The sequence below is a fragment of the Brevibacterium sp. FAM 27836 genome (assembly GCF_051351055.1).
Lineage (GTDB): Bacteria > Actinomycetota > Actinomycetes > Actinomycetales > Brevibacteriaceae > Brevibacterium.
In genome coordinates, this window is record NZ_CP195711.1 from 421422 (window position 1) to 438221 (window position 16800).

The 16800-nt window shown below is 66.9% G+C and carries 17 protein-coding genes; 8 read left to right on the top strand and 9 right to left on the bottom strand.

Annotation, left to right across the window (positions count from 1 at the left end; genetic code table 11):
- Positions 1-210: 210 nt before the first annotated feature.
- Positions 211-1482 (top strand): SLC13 family permease, encoded by a 1272-nt coding sequence (locus tag ACSE4D_RS01995; RefSeq protein WP_436326582.1) that lies wholly within the window; start codon positions 211-213, stop codon positions 1480-1482.
- A 36-nt stretch (positions 1483-1518) separates the two neighbouring features.
- Here ACSE4D_RS01995 and ACSE4D_RS02000 read toward each other — a convergent pair whose 3' ends face one another.
- The 3 genes from ACSE4D_RS02000 to ACSE4D_RS02010 all read right to left on the bottom strand — a co-directional run bounded on the left by ACSE4D_RS02000 (position 1519) and on the right by ACSE4D_RS02010 (position 4532).
- Positions 1519-3024 carry an acetyl-CoA hydrolase/transferase family protein gene (locus ACSE4D_RS02000; protein ID WP_436326583.1) on the bottom strand — a complete coding sequence of 502 codons (1506 nt, stop codon included), beginning with the start codon at positions 3022-3024 and terminating at the stop codon, positions 1519-1521.
- Positions 3025-3154: 130 nt separating this feature from the next.
- Positions 3155-4288 carry a formylglycine-generating enzyme family protein gene (locus ACSE4D_RS02005; RefSeq protein ID WP_436326584.1) on the bottom strand — a complete coding sequence of 378 codons (1134 nt, stop codon included), beginning with the start codon at positions 4286-4288 and terminating at the stop codon, positions 3155-3157.
- Between the two features lie 100 nt (positions 4289-4388).
- Complete coding sequence (locus ACSE4D_RS02010) at positions 4389-4532, bottom strand: GPGG-motif small membrane protein (protein WP_436326585.1); 144 nt, start codon at positions 4530-4532, stop codon at positions 4389-4391.
- A gap of 305 nt (positions 4533-4837) precedes the next feature.
- Between ACSE4D_RS02010 and ACSE4D_RS02015 the strand changes: the two genes are divergently transcribed.
- Together ACSE4D_RS02015 and ribA are read left to right on the top strand one after the other, a co-directional pair.
- Positions 4838-5566, top strand: coding sequence for a CDP-alcohol phosphatidyltransferase family protein (locus ACSE4D_RS02015; protein WP_436326586.1), 729 nt, complete (start codon positions 4838-4840; stop codon positions 5564-5566).
- 31 nt (positions 5567-5597) lie between these two features.
- Positions 5598-6968, top strand: a complete 1371-nt coding sequence (gene ribA, locus ACSE4D_RS02020; RefSeq protein WP_436326587.1) for a GTP cyclohydrolase II RibA — start codon at positions 5598-5600, stop codon at positions 6966-6968.
- Here the strand turns inward: ribA and ACSE4D_RS02025 are convergent.
- The 5 genes from ACSE4D_RS02025 to ACSE4D_RS02045 form a co-directional block, all read right to left on the bottom strand.
- Complete coding sequence (locus ACSE4D_RS02025; RefSeq protein ID WP_436326588.1) at positions 6886-7752, bottom strand: lysylphosphatidylglycerol synthase transmembrane domain-containing protein; 867 nt, start codon at positions 7750-7752, stop codon at positions 6886-6888. The genes ribA and ACSE4D_RS02025 overlap by 83 nt on opposite strands.
- Positions 7749-8708, bottom strand: coding sequence for a hypothetical protein (locus ACSE4D_RS02030; protein ID WP_436326589.1), 960 nt, complete (start codon positions 8706-8708; stop codon positions 7749-7751). Before ACSE4D_RS02030 ends, ACSE4D_RS02025 begins: the two co-directional genes overlap by 4 nt.
- Positions 8705-9715, bottom strand: a complete 1011-nt coding sequence (locus tag ACSE4D_RS02035) for a glycosyltransferase (protein WP_436326590.1) — start codon at positions 9713-9715, stop codon at positions 8705-8707. Before ACSE4D_RS02035 ends, ACSE4D_RS02030 begins: the two co-directional genes overlap by 4 nt.
- Positions 9712-10095, bottom strand: a complete 384-nt coding sequence (locus ACSE4D_RS02040; protein WP_436326591.1) for a 6-pyruvoyl trahydropterin synthase family protein — start codon at positions 10093-10095, stop codon at positions 9712-9714. Before ACSE4D_RS02040 ends, ACSE4D_RS02035 begins: the two co-directional genes overlap by 4 nt.
- A gap of 110 nt (positions 10096-10205) precedes the next feature.
- Positions 10206-11198: a zinc-dependent alcohol dehydrogenase gene (locus ACSE4D_RS02045; protein ID WP_436326592.1), complete on the bottom strand. Its 993-nt coding sequence runs from the start codon at positions 11196-11198 to the stop codon at positions 10206-10208.
- A 68-nt stretch (positions 11199-11266) separates the two neighbouring features.
- On the opposite strand from ACSE4D_RS02045, the gene ACSE4D_RS02050 reads away from it, so the two are divergent.
- Positions 11267-12034, top strand: a complete 768-nt coding sequence (locus tag ACSE4D_RS02050; RefSeq protein WP_436326593.1) for a 3-keto-5-aminohexanoate cleavage protein — start codon at positions 11267-11269, stop codon at positions 12032-12034.
- Positions 12035-12038: 4 nt separating this feature from the next.
- On the top strand, positions 12039-12830 hold the full coding sequence (locus ACSE4D_RS02055; RefSeq protein ID WP_436326594.1) for a fructosamine kinase family protein: 792 nt from the start codon (positions 12039-12041) through the stop codon (positions 12828-12830).
- Between the two features lie 66 nt (positions 12831-12896).
- Here the strand turns inward: ACSE4D_RS02055 and ACSE4D_RS02060 are convergent, their stop codons facing one another.
- Positions 12897-13715 carry a DUF4352 domain-containing protein gene (locus ACSE4D_RS02060; protein ID WP_436326595.1) on the bottom strand — a complete coding sequence of 273 codons (819 nt, stop codon included), beginning with the start codon at positions 13713-13715 and terminating at the stop codon, positions 12897-12899.
- Between the two features lie 159 nt (positions 13716-13874).
- Between ACSE4D_RS02060 and ACSE4D_RS02065 the strand changes: the two genes are divergently transcribed.
- The 3 genes from ACSE4D_RS02065 to ACSE4D_RS02075 all read left to right on the top strand — a co-directional run bounded on the left by ACSE4D_RS02065 (position 13875) and on the right by ACSE4D_RS02075 (position 16775).
- Positions 13875-15191 (top strand): sensor histidine kinase, encoded by a 1317-nt coding sequence (locus tag ACSE4D_RS02065; protein WP_436326596.1) that lies wholly within the window; start codon positions 13875-13877, stop codon positions 15189-15191.
- Between the two features lie 112 nt (positions 15192-15303).
- Positions 15304-15972 (top strand): response regulator, encoded by a 669-nt coding sequence (locus ACSE4D_RS02070; protein ID WP_425120009.1) that lies wholly within the window; start codon positions 15304-15306, stop codon positions 15970-15972.
- Positions 15973-16040: 68 nt separating this feature from the next.
- On the top strand, positions 16041-16775 hold the full coding sequence (locus ACSE4D_RS02075; protein WP_240689598.1) for a phosphatase PAP2 family protein: 735 nt from the start codon (positions 16041-16043) through the stop codon (positions 16773-16775).
- Positions 16776-16800: the final 25 nt, after the last annotated feature.

The window sequence follows — 16800 nt, forward strand, 5'->3', positions numbered from 1 at the left end:
TGTGATCGACCGCACTATCCGTCGTGTATGAATTCGGCTCCTGATTGTCCAAAGTGGTGATTCAAGAGCTGCAGCACTGCCTCCGAGCCGGCGTGATGGGTTCACATGGCGAATATGGATGTTCGCGCCAGGTGACATGTACTAATTTGAGCCGGGTGCCCGGCGACGGACGGCCCTCGCCGGCTGAAGATCGAAGGAGAAGCTGAGTCTATGAGTCCAGAACTGATCTGCGTGGTCGTCCTCGGATTGATGTTCGTCATCGGAACGTGGAGGGACATCAATATGGGCTTCCTCGGATTCATCGCAGCGGCTGGAGTCGGCGGCCTCGTCCTGCATCAGGCCCCTGAGGAATTCCTTGCCGGTTTTCCCGTCGACCTGTTTCTCACCCTCGTGGGCTTGACCTACCTCTTCGGCTTCGCGCAGAACAATGGAGCCATCGAAGTGATCGTTCACTGGTGTGTGAAGCTCGTCGGTGGGCGCGTCGGTTTCATGCCGTGGATCTTCTTCGCGCTCACTGCGATCCTCATCTCCCTCGGGGCGCTCTTCGCCGTAGCCATCATTGCTCCTTTGGCGCTGTCCTTCGCACGCCGGCATCGGATCAATCAGTTCATGGTCGGTCTGCTCGTCGTGCATGGGGCATTGGCAGGGGCCTTCTCCCCGATCAGCGTCTACGGCATCTTCATCAACGACTATCTGGCGAAGAACGGGCTCACTGCCACACCGCTGTCCTTGTTCCTTGCCCCACTGGCATTCAACGTCGCCTTTGCCGTGGTCGTCTTCCTCGTCCTCCGGCGCAGGCCGGGATTGCGCGCGGAGGCAGACGACGCCCTGAACCAGGCTGATTCCACCGCGCAGACGGTTGTCGATCCGACCACCCGACTGACACGTTCCCAGATTCCGACGCTGATCGGGCTCGCCGCGATGGCTCTGGCCGTGATCGTCTTCGGCTGGGACGTCGGACTCGTGACGATCACGATCTCGATTGCACTCGCCGCCATCGATCCGGCCGCAGGCAAAGCCGCGATGACGCGAGTGTCCTGGCCGATCGTCATTCTCATCTGCGGTGTGCTCACCTATATCGAAGTGCTGCAGGAGGCCGGCACCGTCGAATGGGTGTCCGCTGGCATTTCGGCGATCGGCGTGCCGCTCCTGGCAGCACTGCTCCTGTTCTATATGTCGGGCCTGATTTCGGCCCTGGCTTCGTCTCTGGCCATCATCGGGGTCGTCATCGCCCTTGCTGTGCCGTTTCTGGAATCAGGCGAGGTCCACGTCGGCGGTTTTGTCGCGGCTCTTGCGATTTCCGCAACGATCGTCGACATCAGCCCGTTCTCCACGAACGGCGCGATGCTGCTGGCCAACGTCCATTCGAGCATTCGCGACCACTACTACAAGCAGATGATCGGCTACGCCGGACTCATGTGCCTCATCGGGCCCGGTCTGGCGTGGGCAGTCGCAGCCGTGCCGACGGCGATCGGCAGCTGATATCGGCCCCTCGTCGGAGGGGACCGATACGCCGGCCTACATGTGCCCGCTCGTCTGGAACTTCTCGTGCCAGGACAGAGCCTCGCCGAGGATATGCGGAGTGTGCCGCCCCGTCGGGTTCGCGACGATCGCCCGATCGAGGTAGTCGGTGAGCCGATCCCGATAATCCGGGTGGGCGCAGCTGTCGATGATCCTGCGCGCCCGTGCGACCGGTGGAAGCCCGCGCAGATCCGCCAGCCCCTGTTCGGTCACGAGGATCTGAGTGTCGTGTTCGGTGTGGTCGATGTGACTGGCGAACGGCACGATCGCGGAGATCGCCCCGCCCTTGGCCTGGGAGTTCGACACGAAGAAGTTGAGGTAGGCGTTGCGGGCGAAGTCGCCGGACCCGCCGATGCCGTTGATGATCGACGAACCGCTCACGTGTGTGGAGTTCACGTTGCCGTAGATGTCGGCTTCGACCATCCCGTTGATCGCGATGATGCCGAGGCGGCGGATGGCTTCGGGATGATTCGACATCTCCTGGGTGCGCAGGAGGATGCGCCCCTTGTACGATTCGATCTTCTCGTTGAATTCCGCGGCCCGCTCGGCGGACAGGGAGAACGCCGTCGCCGATACCGAGGCGAGTCTGCCGCTGTCGATGAGGTCGAGCATTCCATCCTGAATGACCTCGGTATAGGCGGTCAGACCCTCGAATTCGCTGTCGGCGAGGTTACCCATCACAGCATTGGCGACATTGCCCACCCCCGACTGCAGCGGCAGCAGCTCCGGCGGCAGTCGGTCAGCGGCGATCTCATGGCGGAGGAAGTCCACAAGATGGCTGGCGATCGCCTTCGAATCCTCGTCCGCGGGTTTGAAGGGCAGGTTGCGGTCGGGCGCATTCGTCTCGACGACGGCGACGACCTTTGCCGGGTCGACGCGCAGGTACGGGTCGCCGATGCGCTGCATGGGCTCGAGCAGCTGGATGGGCAGCCGCTCGGGCGGGCGGCGGGTGCCGTAGTAGACGTCGTGGAAGCCTTCGTACCCGCGTGGATGCCAGTCGTTGACTTCGAGGATGACTTTGTCGGCCAGGTCGAGCCAGGTCTTCGAATTGCCCACGGAGCTGCCGGGCACGAGCATTCCGTTGGGCAGAATCGCCGCGACTTCGACGACCGCGACATCGAGGTTGCCGTAGAACCCGAACCAGGCCTGCTGGGCGGAGTGGCTGAGATGGGTGTCGACATAGGCCGTGTCACCGGAGTTGATCGCCGCACGCATGGCCGGATCGGACTGGAAGGGCAGTCGTTTGCTCACCGCCTGCGCCTCGGCGAGCACTCCGTCGAGCTCCGGGGCCGTCGAGGCGCCCGTCCACAGTTCGATCCTGAAGTCGTCTCCGCGTTCATGCGCGGCACGTGCCCGGTCGGCCACCGCTGCGGGCACCGCCTTCGGATAGCCCGAACCGGTGAATCCGCTCATCGCCACGCGCTGGCCGTTGTCGATATGACGTGCGGCGGTCTCAGCGGGGACGGTCTTCGTGCTCAGTTCGGGGCAGGTGATTCTCGACATGGCCTGCAGTCTATCGGGCGCACTCCCGCGGCCGTCGCCGAGGTCGTTCCTACTGCCTGGGAGGGACCGAAGCCGGTGCCCGGCGGCAGGGGGCGTTGTTCGCCGCTCAGCTTGTGCCGATGCCGGGCGCTCAGACCGAATCGATGTCGCGCACCACCCGGAACCCGATGTTCGAGGCCGAGGAGTCCGGGGTGTTCGATGACCTCGCTGCGACTCGGTAGCGGTTGCAGTATGAGTCGTGGCAGAGGAACGAGCCTCCGCGCATGACCCGCTTCTCCCCCGTCTCGGGACCTTGGGGATCGGTCTGGGGCGAGCGCCGATAGTAGTCGCGTTCGAACCAGTCGGCACACCATTCCCAGACGTTGCCGACGGTGTTGAATACGCCCAGCCCGTTGGGTTCGTAATGGCGGGCCGGAGCAGTGCCGATGAACCCGTCGTCGAGGGTGTTCGTGCGGGGGAAATCACCCTGCCAGATGTTGCAGTTCCACTGTCCGTCCACGAGCAGACGGTTTCCCCAGGGGTAGCGTCGGCCCTTGAGTCCGCCGCGGGCGGCGCATTCCCATTCGGCCTCGGTCGGCAGTCGAGTCTCCGACCAGGCGCAGTACGCTTGTGCGTCGTCCCAGCTGATCTGGACGACGGGATGATCACCACGGCCCTCGATCGATGATCCGGGGCCCTCGGGTGCCGCCCAGTGCGCTCCGGAGACTTCGACCCACCAGGGCACGCCCGGGGCCTGTCCGAGAACGTGGCTGTGTGCCTGCGGGTTCGATTCGAGCAGCATCGCGAACACGGCCGAGGTGCCCAGACGCTCAGCTGTGGTGGTGAATCCGGTGTCGGCGACGAACCTGGCGAAATCGTCGTTCGTCACGCTCGTCGTGGCGATGGCGAATGCGCTGAGACTCACCCTGTGGCGCGGGCCCTCCCCGTCTGCCGGGTGGCCGTCGCCGTAGGGGTCCCCCATGTCGAAGTCGCCTCCGGCGCTGACGAAATCGAAGGCGAACCCGGCGAACGCAGCTGGGGTGCTGCCCCGAATTTCACCGAGGGCCTCGCCCGGTGCGGGCTCCTCATGGCGGGCCGCGGAGTCCACATCTGTGTCGGACGGAGCGGTCGCCTCGGCGTTCGTGCCGGGGACGCGACGGGTGGCGGCTGGGGCACAGCATGCGTGCCCACTCGACTCCCCGGCCCCGTTCGGCTCTCCGGCAGGACTGCGGTCCCGGGAGATGACCCGGTCCCCGGCCGCCTGCGGGTCTCCGCTCTTCGTCACGTGTGGGTGCCCCTTTCGCTCTCGTCCTGCCGACATGGTGCAGGTTCTGGGATCACCCTATGACTTCAGTCGGTGCCGGGGACAGTCCGGCGTGTGCGGCTCAGGTGAAGACGCTGACTCCACCGGGGCCGACGAGGCAGCCGACGACGATGAGGACGATGCCCCACAGCAGCTGTTTGCGGAAGATCGCGAAGATGCCGGAGATGACGAGGATCGCTGCGATGGTCCAGAGGATGAAAGCCATGATGAGCTCCTAGTTCTGTTGAAACACCTCATTCGAGGTTCGTCCATCCTGACACGGCACAGCACGCTTGCCCAGCCCCTCTTCGGCAACACGCCGTGTCGCATTCGACAGTGATCGTCGTGTGTCTGAGCTGTGACCGGCGAATGACCGGTCCGGTCTCCTCCGGCAATCGTTTCGGCAGCGCCGATTCGGATCATCCCATCGTCTAGGGTGAGAACGGACAGCCTGCCCGGGCGATCGCAGTCTGCGACCGCAGTGTCTGGGTCGAACCGACGGGCGAACGCCAGACGAGAACGGGGACGACGGTGCTGCGGACACGGACGACGACCGGTGCCGGTGCCGTCGTGGACGGTCCTCTGCCGTGGTCGCTGCTGGCCGCCTCGGCGGTCGTCGCAGCACTCATCGAGCCGTCTCTGCTCTGCGGACTTGCGGCACTGGCGGTCCTGGTCATCGGTGGCCTCACCCGCCTGCGCCGCGGTGCGCCGTGGACCCCCGCCGACGCGGTCACGGCCACGCGTTTGGGACTCGCCGTCGTCTGCGTCTCTCTGCTCCTCACCGATGGTCCCGGCTTGAGCTGGTCTGCTGTGGCCGTCGGGTCCGCAGCGCTGGCGCTCGACGCCCTCGACGGGTACATCGCCCGCCGCACCCGGGCCACCGAGGCGGGAGCGGCCTTCGATGAGACCGTCGATGCCCTGTTCGTCCTCCTCTTCTCCCTCGCCCTCGTCCCGCTGTGGGGTGTGTGGACGGTGCTGCCGGGACTGTACTACTACGCGTTCACTGCGATCACTGCCGTGCGCACGCAATGGCAGCAGAAGCTTCCGTATTCGCGGATGCGCAAGGTCGTGGCAGCGGCGCAGGGCATTCTGCTCATCGCAGCGGGCTCTCCCCCGGCACAGGCCCATCCATGGTTCGGCTTCGCCTGTGCGGGTGCGGCTGTGACGGCGCTGAGCTGGTCGTTCGGGCGTGACATCGTCTGGCTCGAACGCCACCACTCTGCTGTTCACGACGCTGCTGGACCGGGTCGGCGTCCCTGATCACCGCAGGCAACCTGCCTATACTGCAACCATGACTTCGATGCATGGCCGCACCGGCACGACCAGGCTTCTGGCGGGACCGCCCAGTTCGCTGCCGACGAAGCACGGGGTCTTCACCATCCGCTCATTCACTCACTGCGGCATCGCTCATGCCGTGCTGAGCATGGGTTCCCCAGAGTCCGAAGGTGCTCCTCTGACCCGCGTCCACAGCGAATGTCTGACCGGGGATGCGCTCGGCTCTCATCGCTGCGACTGCGGTGACCAGCTGGAGGCCGCTTTGGCCGCCATCGCCGAGGCCGGCACCGGGATCATCATCTACATGTCCGAACACGAAGGACGCGGAATCGGTCTGGCCGCCAAGCTCGAGGCCTACGCCCTGCAGGACGGAGGACTCGACACGGTCAGCGCCAACCGGGCACTGGGCCTGCCCGATGATGCCCGCGACTATTCCGCTGCCGCTGCGATCCTCACCGACCTCGGCTGTCCCCGCGTGCGCCTGCTCAGTTCGAATCCGAGCAAACAGGATGCGCTCGAAGCCGCCGGCATCGAGGTCGTCTCCCGGGTTCGACTGCCGGTGGAGGACCGGCCCGAGAACAGGGCGTACCTGACCAGCAAGCGGCAGCGGATGAACCATGATCTCCCGCCCGAGTCCGCCGGCTCGGGCGATGTCTATGTCACTCTGGCGAACGAGGTCGAGGTCGTGGCCCAGTTGGCCCAGAGTCAGGACGGTTTCATCGCCACGAGCACCGGCGATGCCCGCTTCGTGTCCGGGCAGGCAGACCGCACCCATCTCCATCGCATCCGCGCCAGTGTCGGCGCTGTCCTCGTCGGCGCACGGACCGTCATCGCCGATGATCCGCAGCTGACGGTGCGGGCGGTCGAGGGTGAGAATCCCGTCCGCGTCGTCCTCGACCCCCACGCGCGGGTGCCTGTCACCGCCACGGTGTTGGCGACCGGCCCGACCCCGACGCTGTGGATGATCGGCACCGAGGCGGCCATACCGCCCGGCAGCGCCGCTCATGTGAGGGTTCTCCGCCTGCCGCCGGCCGCAGCCGGTGAGCCTGTGGATCCCCGCACGGTCGTCTCCCTCATCCGCGACGAGGTCGACGGGTCCCTCCTCATCGAAGGCGGCGGCCGCACCGTGTCGAGTTTCCTCACCGCCGGTGTCCTCGACCGGCTGTTCCTCACCACCGCACCGGTCTTCATCGGAGACGGTGTGCCCGGCATTCGCTTCCAGGGTTCTGAGGTGATGGCGCAGGCGCTGCGCACCCCGTTCCGTCGCCTGGAGTTCGGTGAGGACATCTGCACCGAGTACCTGCTCAGTCCTGCCGCGCTCGATCATTCCCAGCACGATCCTGTTCGGCCGGTGCGGGCCGGTTCCTGCCCGCCGTCCACACCGTGAACAGGCCGGGCAGAGTGGAGATCATCGCGAGCAGGCCGTAGCCGGTCGCCGCGGTCGCTGCGGTCTCCATCGAGACTGCGACCCCGCCGGCGAGGAGGCTCATCGCCAGTTCTCGCACACCCCAGCCGCCGACGCCGATGGGGATGCTCATGGCGGCGAGACCGACGACGGCGAGCACCGGCACCACCGGTCCTCCGAGCGCGACCATGGCGCTGAGAAAGAGGAGGAAGAGTGCGAGCATGCCCAGCGCCGAGGATGCCCACACGATGACTCCGCGCCGCCAGTCCATCCCACTCATCCCGAGCACGGAGATCGCCAGTGTCGCCGCAGAGACGGCTGCGGCTGCCCCTGCCAGGGACGGTGAGATTCCGATGAGGCTCACCGAAGCGGTCGCGAAGAGCAGAGTCGTCGTGCTCAGCCGTTCGGCGCCGACGGCGGTGAGCGGGGACAGCCATCTGCGGGGCCCGGTGCGTCGGTAGACCGCGACGCGTGCGAGATCGCCGCCGAGTCCGCCGGGCAGCACCATGTTGAGCAGACTCGAGGAATAGCAGTCGGCGAGCGCCGTGGGCCAGGCGATGTCGGTGCCTTTGAGTGACAGGAGCAGCTTCCAGCGCAGAGCCTGGGCCCCGGTCATGACGAATCCGCAGGCCAGTGCCGTCGGAACCGTCCAGACGTTGAGCACTCTCCATCCGTCGAGAAGCGCTTGGGCACCGACGACGCGCGCAGTCAGCACGAGCAGGGCGACGGTGATGAGGACCATGAGGATCCTCTTGGTCCAGGTCACGGTCGGTGGGTTCCGCTCGCGTCGATGAGGAGGTCCGCGTGGTCGACTCGCACGCTCAGGCCGGTACGGAGTCGAGAGCGCCGTGCGGAGAGCCAGTCCCGGCCCGTCTGCGCCAGGTGCGGGGAAGCGCCGATGGCAGCGTCGATGCGTTCGCTGAGGAAGCGGGTGAGGAACTCATGATCGTGTGGGGCGTGCAGCAGCCAGGGGCTCTGCCCGGACGTGATCGTCGCTTCGCGATCTGCTGCCAGACGGGCCAGGGCCTCCGGTGCATCGCAGCCGAGTCTGCCGTCGCGGTGCTGGTGGGCGGTGAACGCGTCGTTCAGGATCGTGTCGTGCGGATGGGCCGGGTCAAGGGTCCACCCGCCGGTGATGCTGAGGAGGAAGAGCCCGATGCCGCGGAAGCGGACGAGCGTGTCGCTGATCGTCTCCAGGTCGGAGCGGGTGAGCACATCGAGTACCGCGCTGCAGGTGAGTAGCAGTCGCGGTGCGCCGGATTCGCCGTTCCCTGAAGCCGGGGAACCGGCGGTGCCGGCCACGGCGGTGTTGAGGAGGTCGGCGGTGATGGCGGGCAGCTCGGAGATCTGAGCGCAGATCGCTGAGGCCTTCGGCATGGTTCGAACCGCCTGGTCGAGGGAGGCCTGGTCGGCGTCGATGAGGACCCAGTCGAGCTCGCGGCCGGGCATGCGTTCGCGCAGGCGGTCGTCGAACCACTGGGCCGAGTTCCCGGTGCCCGCCCCGATGTCGATGACGAGAAGCGGCTCGTGATCGCCGTCCGGTGGGGCCGCACCGGGTGAGAGGGCATCCGTTGGAGCCGCGTCGGCCGAAGCCGGGGCCGCAACTGCCGAGGCCGGGGCGAGCACCCTCACCGCGTGGTCGAGCAGATGCAGGGACTGCTGTTTGGCTGCGTCGTCGACGGGGACGCGCAGGTCCAGCCAGTCGGCATCGGCGGCGGTCATGGGTCTCCTCCGAAGGTCGACACCGCGGCCATCACCTCGTCGACGGTCTCGGCCCAGTCGCGCACCGCTTGTGTCCGTTGGTCGCGTGCCTCGGACTGCAGGCGTGTCCGGAACAGCGAGTCTTCGGCCCACCGGTGCAGGGCCCGGGTCCAGGCAGCGGGTTCGTGCGGGAGGGCGATGCCCGCCCGCAGAGGCTCTTCGGCACCGGTGCCGGCGGTGACGAATGCTGGGACACCGGCCGCCGCCGCCTCGGCGACGACCATCCCGTAGGCTTCCGCTCGCGAGGGCAGCAGCAGAAGATCGGCTCGGCCGAGGAGCGCATCGATGTCAGGAGCGGGCAGCTCACCGAGGATCTCGGTGCTGTGTGTGGGCAGAAGCGTGCACGCGGTGCGCAGCCGCTGTTCGTAGGCGGAGTCGGCGACAGGGCCGGCGAAGCTGCAGCGCCAGTCGAGGGGAGTCTCGCCGAGGTCACGCAACGCCTCGGCGAGGAGCAGCTGCCCCTTGTTCGGGGTGATCGCTCCGATGCACAGGAAGTGCTCTCCGGTCTCACCGACCGACTGGGCACGCGCCCGGTTGCCGGGCCGGGCCACCTCGGCGCGGATCCCATAACGCGAAGACAGCCGCGCTGCGGTGAAGCGGCTGGTCGTGACCACACCGGCCGCGGATGAGAGCGCACGTCGCTCCCGCTCGGTCTCCGCCGTTGGTTCCGGACTGTCTCCGGCCAGGGAATGGACGATCACATGCACCGGTCGGGGCTGGTGACCGGAACCGGCCGATTCGACGATTCCGGGCAGTCCGACGGCGATGAGACCGTCGAGGAGGATCGGCCCGGCCCCCGCGCGGATGGCGCCGGCGACCGCGGCCGCTTCCGCCTCTCCCGGTCGGGTCCAGTCGCCGGGCACGGGGTGGCGAACGATCCGTCGTTCGGATGCCTCGGTCAGGGCCCGGTTGAACGCCAGTCCCCCGCTGATGCGGCCGAGGACGGGCTCAATGAGGTGGAGGGTCATGGGCGGTCGGGCACGGTGTAGGTGACGGAGGCCCGCGGGTTCTCCTGCAGATCGACGCGGATGCCGATATGGGGACGGTCGCTCAGGGAGTCGGCGAGGCGGTCGGCGATGTACTGGGCGACGGTTTCGGTGGTGCTCAGGCGACCGCGGAAGTCCGGATGCTCATCGAGGTTCGCATAACGCAGCGGTGTCAGGGCCGCATCGAGCAGGCTCATCGCCTCCCCGATGTCGAGCACGACCGCATGTTCGTCGAGGTTCTCCCGGGAGAACGTGGCCTCGACGGCAAGCGTGGCGCCGTGCATGGCCTGGGCCGGGCCGAAGAACTCGTTGGGCAGGCTGTGGGCGATCATCACGTGATCGTTGACGGTGAGGCTGAACATCGGTGTCTCCTTGTCGCTGCGGTCACTTCGTTGCGTGCGGTCGCGGTCGGTTCTCGGCCGGTCGATGGGGCGGGCCGATGGGCCGGCCGGTGGGGCCGGTCGTCGGGTGCTCAATCGGGCTGAGGATAGTCGATAATGTGGCACAGGGTGTCTGCGGCGAGGTGGCCGTCTGAGGCGAGTTCGTCGATGATCCCGGGAAGCTCCTGCCACGCGGATGTGCCGGTGATGAGGGCGTCGAACCGGTCATCGGCCAGGGCCCTCAGTGCTGCCTGCAGCCTCTGCCCGCGGGTGCGACGCGCCCGGTGTCCGGCCGCCACCTCTCCGACTTGGGAGGCGATGATGGTCAGGCGGCGGGCGTGGAAGTCCGCGCCGAGCGGCACCGTCGGGCTGGACGAACCGTACCAGGAGGCTTCGACGAGGGTGCCGTCGTCGCCGGTGATCTCGAGCCCGCGCGTGAGTCCGGCTTCGTGGCCGGAGGTGTGGATGACGATGTCGCTGTCGACCGAGGCTTCCTCGGGAGCCAGGGCACACAGCCCCAGGGACTCGAGCATTGCGCGGCGGTCGGGGTTGACGTCGATGACTTCGAGACGTTCCAAGGGCATCCGAGATGCCAGGAGCGCAGTGGAGGCGCCGATCATTCCGGCGCCGATGATGCTGAGCCGGTCGGAGAAGCGCGGGGGCAGCTGCCAGAGGATGTTGATCCCGGTCTCCACTGCCCCGGCCAGCAGTGCGCGGTGGTCATCGACGCCGTCAGGGATCTCGTGGACGTCGTCGACCGTGACGATGTGGTGGCTGTGGTGCGGCAGGAGACCGAACACCCGGCGGCCGATCCAGTCCGAGGGTCCTTCGTCGACGATGCCGACACTGAGATACCCGTAGGAGACGGGGAATGGAAAGTCCCCGATCTGGTGGGGTGCGCGCATCAGAGCGGTGACCCGGTCGGGGATCCGCCCGGTGTGGACGAGTGTCTCCGTCCCCTTTGACACCGCCGAGGCGGTGGTGCGGATCCGCAGCTGTGCCGCCGCATCGGGGTCGACGTGCGGGGTCGGCACCTCACGCCAGGCCCCTCGTCGGGCGGCTTCGGTCCAGTACTGCCAAGCCATACTCCGATCGTACAGGTGAGCCCGCCCCAGGCCTGTACTCCCCGCTGGGAATGCGAGACAGTGGGCAGATGAGCGCACACGCCCCGAACGAACCGCTGCTGCACGCCGCTGTCAACGGTGATCGCGACCATCCGGTGACTCCCCGCACACCGGAGACGATCGCCGCCGAGGCGGCTGCCGCGGTGGCATCCGGTGCGCAGGTGGTCCACTTCCACCCCTTCGATGAGATGGGGCGGCAGACCCTCGATGCTGCGGCGGTCGCGACCACGATCCGCGCGGTGCGTGCCGCCTGCCCTGGGATTCCGATCTCCGTGAGTACCGCGGCCGAGATCGAACCCGATCCGCAGCAGCGGCTGGCCCTCATCACCGAGTGGACCGAGCTGCCCGACCTCGTCAGCGCCAATCAGGGGGAAGCGGGGATCGGCGAGGTGTGCACGCTGCTCAGCGGGCGCGGCGTCGGAATCGAGGCGGGTCTGCTCAGTGTCAGCGATGCGGCAGCCTTCGTCGATTCGGGGGCGGCGGACCGCTGCCGTCGGGTGCTCGTCGAGCCCACCGTGACCGACCCGGATGCGGCCCTGGCTCAGGCTGCGGCCATCGAACGGGTCCTCGCCGAGGCGGACGTCGACCTGCCTCAGGTCCATCACGGTGAGGACATCGCCTCCTGGGTCGTCAATGCGCGAGCCATCCGCCGCGGGCACGGCATCCGCACCGGTTTGGAGGACACCCCGGTCCTCATCGACGGCACGCAGGCGTCCGGCAATGGCGCTCTCGTCTCCGTCGCGGCCGGGCTCCTCGCCGAGCTCGGCTCGTCAGCCCGCGTCCACCCACTACCCTGAGACCATGTCTTCCGACTTCATCAAACAGCGTCCCGGTGCCCCGGCCGGCTTCTTCGCCGCCGAGGCCGCCGGTCTGCAGTGGCTGGCCGAACCCGGAATCGTTCCCGTCGTCGAGGTCCTCGACCACGGAGCGGACTTCCTGCGGCTCGAACGACTTGGCGAGGTGGCCCCGAGCGCTGCCGCGGCACGCGAATTCGGGCGCAAGCTGGCCGGGCTGCATGATGCGGGAGCTCCCGGCTTCGGTTGGACCCCGGCGGATTCGGCATTCTTCGGTCCGCTCGATGCCCCTTTCGAGGTGAGCACCGAGTCAGGGTCCTCATTCGCTGATTTCTGGGCCGATCGACGGCTCCTCCCGCTGCTGTCGTCCCTCTCAGGAGAGCTGAGCGGCGAGGAGGAAGCGCCGATCGCCTCGGCGGCGGAGGCGATCGGCGAGGGCAGCTTCGACGGGATCTGCGGTCACGGTGTCGAGGAGCCTGCGCGAATCCACGGCGACCTGTGGTCAGGCAATCTCCTGTGGACGGCCGCGGGAGGCACCCTCATCGATCCGGCCGCCCATGGCGGCCATCGGCTGGAGGACCTCGCGCTGCTCGCCCTCTTCGGCACTGCGCATCTCGAGGAGATCTTCGCCGGCTACGAGGAGGCTCATCCTCTGCCGGAGGGATGGCGTGAGGATCTGCCGGCGCACAGCTTCTTCGCGCTTCTCGCCCATGTCCGTCTCTTCGGACGCGGTTTCCTCGACCAGACTGTGAACGCGGCCCGGTCGATCACCGCACGGGCGCGGCGCTTGCGCGACTAGGACCGGTTCGATCCGCGGCCGCGGATCGAACCGGTCCCAGCTTGCCGGGCGCGCGGCACCCAGGAGTCACTGCAGCGAGATCTCCACCGGGTCGGAGAAGAGTCCGCCGGCGAAGGTGAGACGGTTGGCGTCGACGTCTTCGGGGACGTCGAAGACAAGCACGCCCTTCGCCGTGTTTCCGGGGTTGATCTCTTCGAGGAAGAGGATGTTGTTCTCGGCGGCGTAGATGCCGGCCTCGGAATCCGCCGAGTAGGTGTTGCCGTTGTCGTCGCCGAGTTTGATGTCGTCTTCGAAGAAGTAGTCCGGTTCCGATCCGGTGTTCTTCACAGACAGTGCGATCTGCACGAACTGGCCCTGCGCTTCGGCACCCAGATACTCGTCACCGACCTTCGACACACCGTCTTCGATGGAGTCGACGGTGATCTCCCAATCGTCGGCGGCCACCGTGTCACCGACTCCGTGCGCGGCATCCTCGGCAGGCTCGTCCGCGTCCTTCTCATCCGCGGATTTTCCGGACTGCTCGGAATCGGCCGAGTTCTCCGCCGAGGAACCGGTGGTGGTTTCGTCTCCACCACCGCCGAGCGCGCTGAAGATCGCAATCACGACGATGATGACGAGCAGCCAGAACCACCAGCGTTTGAGCAGTGGCTTCTTCGGCTTCGGCGGCTTCTGAGCGGAGCCGCCGGACTGCTGCGGCGGGTAGTTGCCGCCGGCACCAAATGCGGGTGCATGCTGTGCGGGCGCCCACTGCTGCGGGTCGTGGGGCTGGGGCGCCGGCTGGCCCTGCGGGCTGTGCGGGATCTGGTACTGCGGGGAATTCTGGTACTGAGGCTGCGAGGACTGGGGTTGCTGCGGGGAATTCTGGGGGTTCTGCGGCTGGGACATGACGCTCCTTCGAGACGGCTTCTGGCTGACTTCTCCAGCCTCGTCGCTTCGACCGTCCTGCACGTCCGCATTCGGGCTGGAGTCTGCCGACCGAACGGTTGACCGTCCCCAGCCCGATGGTGGACTACGTGTGTCAGTGCCCGCAGTTACGATTCATATGTGTCAGAACATCCCGTCCCTCCGCCGACGATCCCTCGCGGCGTGCGCATAGCCGGCAGCCTCCTCGTCGGCCTCATTGTCTATCTCTTCGGGATCCTCACCTCGTCGATGGCCCTGACTGCCAACTCCTGGGCGTTCGCCGAGGGCGAGCTCAATGACACCGGGCTGGTCGCGGTCCTCCTGCTGTTCCTGGTGTGGGCACTGGTGTTCATCCGCCGCCGGTGGCCGTGGGGCCCCTTCATCGCAGGCGCCCTGCTCACTGCGGCCTGGGGCGATGCGCTTCTCCTCCTCATCGCCGTCTTCCACCTCGTCATCCGCGCACCCAGGAGGCAGGCGATCACTGCCTCGGCGGTGGGCACCGGCTTGGTGGTGTTCGCCACGGTGAGGATGTGTCTGGCTCCGCCCGAGTACAATCCCTTCAGCATCTTCTTCCTGCCCGACCCTGCGCAGGTGTCGGGCATCGAAGCCACGATCCCGCCGGACGATTCGCACCTGGCGATCAGAATCATCACGGTTGCGACCTGCCTCATCGGTCTCGGGGCGGCGTTGGGAGTCGGTGCGCTTCTGCGTCGGACCAAGAGGATGAGAGCCGTGGAATCGGTCGCGCAGCGTGAAGCTCTGCGCAATGAGTCGCTCACGGCCGAGATCGCCCGGCAGTCCGAACGAGAGCTGCTGGCACGCGAACTCCACGACACCCTCTCCCACCGCCTATCGGTGATCTCACTGCACAGCGGCGCGCTGGAGGTGGGGGCGCAGACCGATCCTGAGGTCGCGTCGACCGCCTCCGCTCTGCGGCAGGAGGCTCGTGCCTCATTGGCGGATCTGCGCCACTTGGTGGGAGACGTCAGAGAGGGCAATCTGTCCGATCCGCGACCGCAGCAGGAACCCTCGGCACCGCCGAGCCGCGCGACGATGACCGCGCTGCCGCAGCTGATCGCCTCGGTGCAGTCCACCGGAACGCACGTCCGTCCCCTCATCATCATCCAGGACGTCGAGTCCTGCCCTCCGGCTCTCGACCGGACGGTCTATCGCATCGTTCAAGAGGCACTGACGAATGCGATGAAGCATGCACCGGGCTCGCCGGTGACGGTCGATATCGCCGTCTCGGCCGCCGGCGGTGTGCAGATCTCGGTGACCAATCCCCTCATCCGCACCCCGGACGCGCTGGAGCCTCAGCTGGCTTCGACCGGGTCCGGAGCCGGGCTGGTCGGCATCCGCGAACGCACCGATATGTTCGGAGGCGAAGCGTCGATCGGTGTGCGCGGTGAGGAGTTCCACGTCGTGGTGAGCTTCCCGCCGTTCCCGCCGCAGACCTGAGCCGCGCCCTCGTGGCCCGCGTGCCCGTCGCATGCCTCCGCGAGGCCGTGATGGGGCACAGGCGCCCGAGGCACAGCGAATCGTGTCACGGGTCTCGGGTAGTGTGACGCACATGAACCACACCGTCTCTCCGATCCGCGTCATGATCGTCGATGACGACCCCATGGTCATCACCGGAATTCGAGGAATCCTGCAGGCGGCCGACGATATCGAGGTCGTCGGTTCGGCCATGAGCGGTGAGGAAGCAGTTGAGGCCGCGGCCCTCCACTATCCCGATATCGTCCTCATGGACATCAGAATGCCGGGAATCGGCGGGATCGAAGCCACTGAGCGACTGCTCAACAGCGTGCGGGCGCCGAAAGTGGTGGCACTGACGAGCATGAACAGCGACGACCATCTCTTCCGAGCACTCGAGGCGGGAGCCGCGGGTTATCTGCTCAAGGACATCGGCCCGGTGGAACTCGCTGTCGCGGTCCGCAAGGTCCACGCCGGGGAACCGATCCTCGCCCCGCAGTCCATGCGCCAGGTGATCGCCCAGATCACCTCGGACTCCGACCGTCGCCTGCAGCATGAAGCCGCGACTCTGCTCTCGGCACTCACCGACCGTGAAAGGGAGATCGCCGCACTCGTGGCAGAAGGCCTGTCGAATCAGCAGATCGCAGAGGAGACGTTCATGAGTCTGGCCACGGTGAAGACCCATCTCAACAGGATCAACATCAAACTCGACACCGACAATCGGGTCCGTGTCGCGACCACGGTCGTCCGGGCCCGAGGATTCTGAGCAGAATTCACCGTTTCTTTATCACCCACAGCAGAAGTGATTGTCCACGCCGTCTAAACTCGTAGCTGATGGTTGCTGAGTCATATGTCGAATCCGAGAAGCTGATCAGCAGCCCCACAGATCGTGGTCCTTGGAAGACTCGAGTGCGGGGGCTGCTGTCCCGAGCAACCTCAATCTGGACCCTCGCGATCGCCTTCCTTGCAGTCACGGCCGCCGCTGCCGGACCCCTGCGCGTCTGGGACTACACACTCAACCGGCGGTGGCTCTACCTGGCCGAACCCGATCTCGTCTGGTTCTTCCAGCACATCCTCGATCCCATCGCCGGGCAGGCCGTGTGTCTGCCGGTGCTCGCGATCACCGCGATCGTGCTGTCGCGCAAGAGACAGTCGTGGCGACCGGTCCTCTTCGCCCTCGCCACTGAGGCGGCCTTCTATCTCGGCATCGGTTCGATGAAGATCCTGCTCGCGCGACCGGCGACGACGCTGCATGACCCCCGCTTCTTCCAGGACGGTCTCCTCGGACTCGGCGGGCGCGGAATCAGCTACCCGTCCGGACACGCCGCCGAGGCGGTGCTCATCTACGGCGCGGTCGCCTACCTCATCTGTGCCTACAGCACCGTCTCCACCCGCACCGTGCGACTGCTGTGGTGGGGTGTCGCCGCGGTCAGCGTGAACTCCGTCATGGTGTCCTTCGCTCTCGGCTGGCATTGGGCGACCGACCTCATCGGCGGCCTCTTAGCGGGCGGACTCTTCCTGCGCATCCTCATAGCGGCAGACCGACGACGGCCCGTCCTGCGGACGTGATGAGGGGCGAGGTTCCGCCGTCCCG

Excerpts from the sequence above, each read along its gene's own strand:
- ACSE4D_RS01995 (WP_436326582.1), top strand. The coding sequence starts at position 211 with ATGAGTCCAGAACTGATCTGCGTGGTCGTCCTCGGATTGATGTTCGTC.
- ACSE4D_RS02000 (WP_436326583.1), bottom strand. The coding sequence starts at position 3,024 with ATGTCGAGAATCACCTGCCCCGAACTGAGCACGAAGACCGTCCCCGCT.
- ACSE4D_RS02010 (WP_436326585.1), bottom strand. The coding sequence starts at position 4,532 with ATGGCTTTCATCCTCTGGACCATCGCAGCGATCCTCGTCATCTCCGGC.
- ribA (WP_436326587.1), top strand. The coding sequence starts at position 5,598 with ATGACTTCGATGCATGGCCGCACCGGCACGACCAGGCTTCTGGCGGGA.
- ACSE4D_RS02030 (WP_436326589.1), bottom strand. The coding sequence starts at position 8,708 with ATGACCGCCGCCGATGCCGACTGGCTGGACCTGCGCGTCCCCGTCGAC.
- ACSE4D_RS02035 (WP_436326590.1), bottom strand. The coding sequence starts at position 9,715 with ATGACCCTCCACCTCATTGAGCCCGTCCTCGGCCGCATCAGCGGGGGA.
- ACSE4D_RS02040 (WP_436326591.1), bottom strand. The coding sequence starts at position 10,095 with ATGTTCAGCCTCACCGTCAACGATCACGTGATGATCGCCCACAGCCTG.
- ACSE4D_RS02045 (WP_436326592.1), bottom strand. The coding sequence starts at position 11,198 with ATGGCTTGGCAGTACTGGACCGAAGCCGCCCGACGAGGGGCCTGGCGT.
- ACSE4D_RS02050 (WP_436326593.1), top strand. The coding sequence starts at position 11,267 with ATGAGCGCACACGCCCCGAACGAACCGCTGCTGCACGCCGCTGTCAAC.
- ACSE4D_RS02055 (WP_436326594.1), top strand. The coding sequence starts at position 12,039 with ATGTCTTCCGACTTCATCAAACAGCGTCCCGGTGCCCCGGCCGGCTTC.
- ACSE4D_RS02060 (WP_436326595.1), bottom strand. The coding sequence starts at position 13,715 with ATGTCCCAGCCGCAGAACCCCCAGAATTCCCCGCAGCAACCCCAGTCC.
- ACSE4D_RS02070 (WP_425120009.1), top strand. The coding sequence starts at position 15,304 with ATGAACCACACCGTCTCTCCGATCCGCGTCATGATCGTCGATGACGAC.
- ACSE4D_RS02075 (WP_240689598.1), top strand. The coding sequence starts at position 16,041 with ATGGTTGCTGAGTCATATGTCGAATCCGAGAAGCTGATCAGCAGCCCC.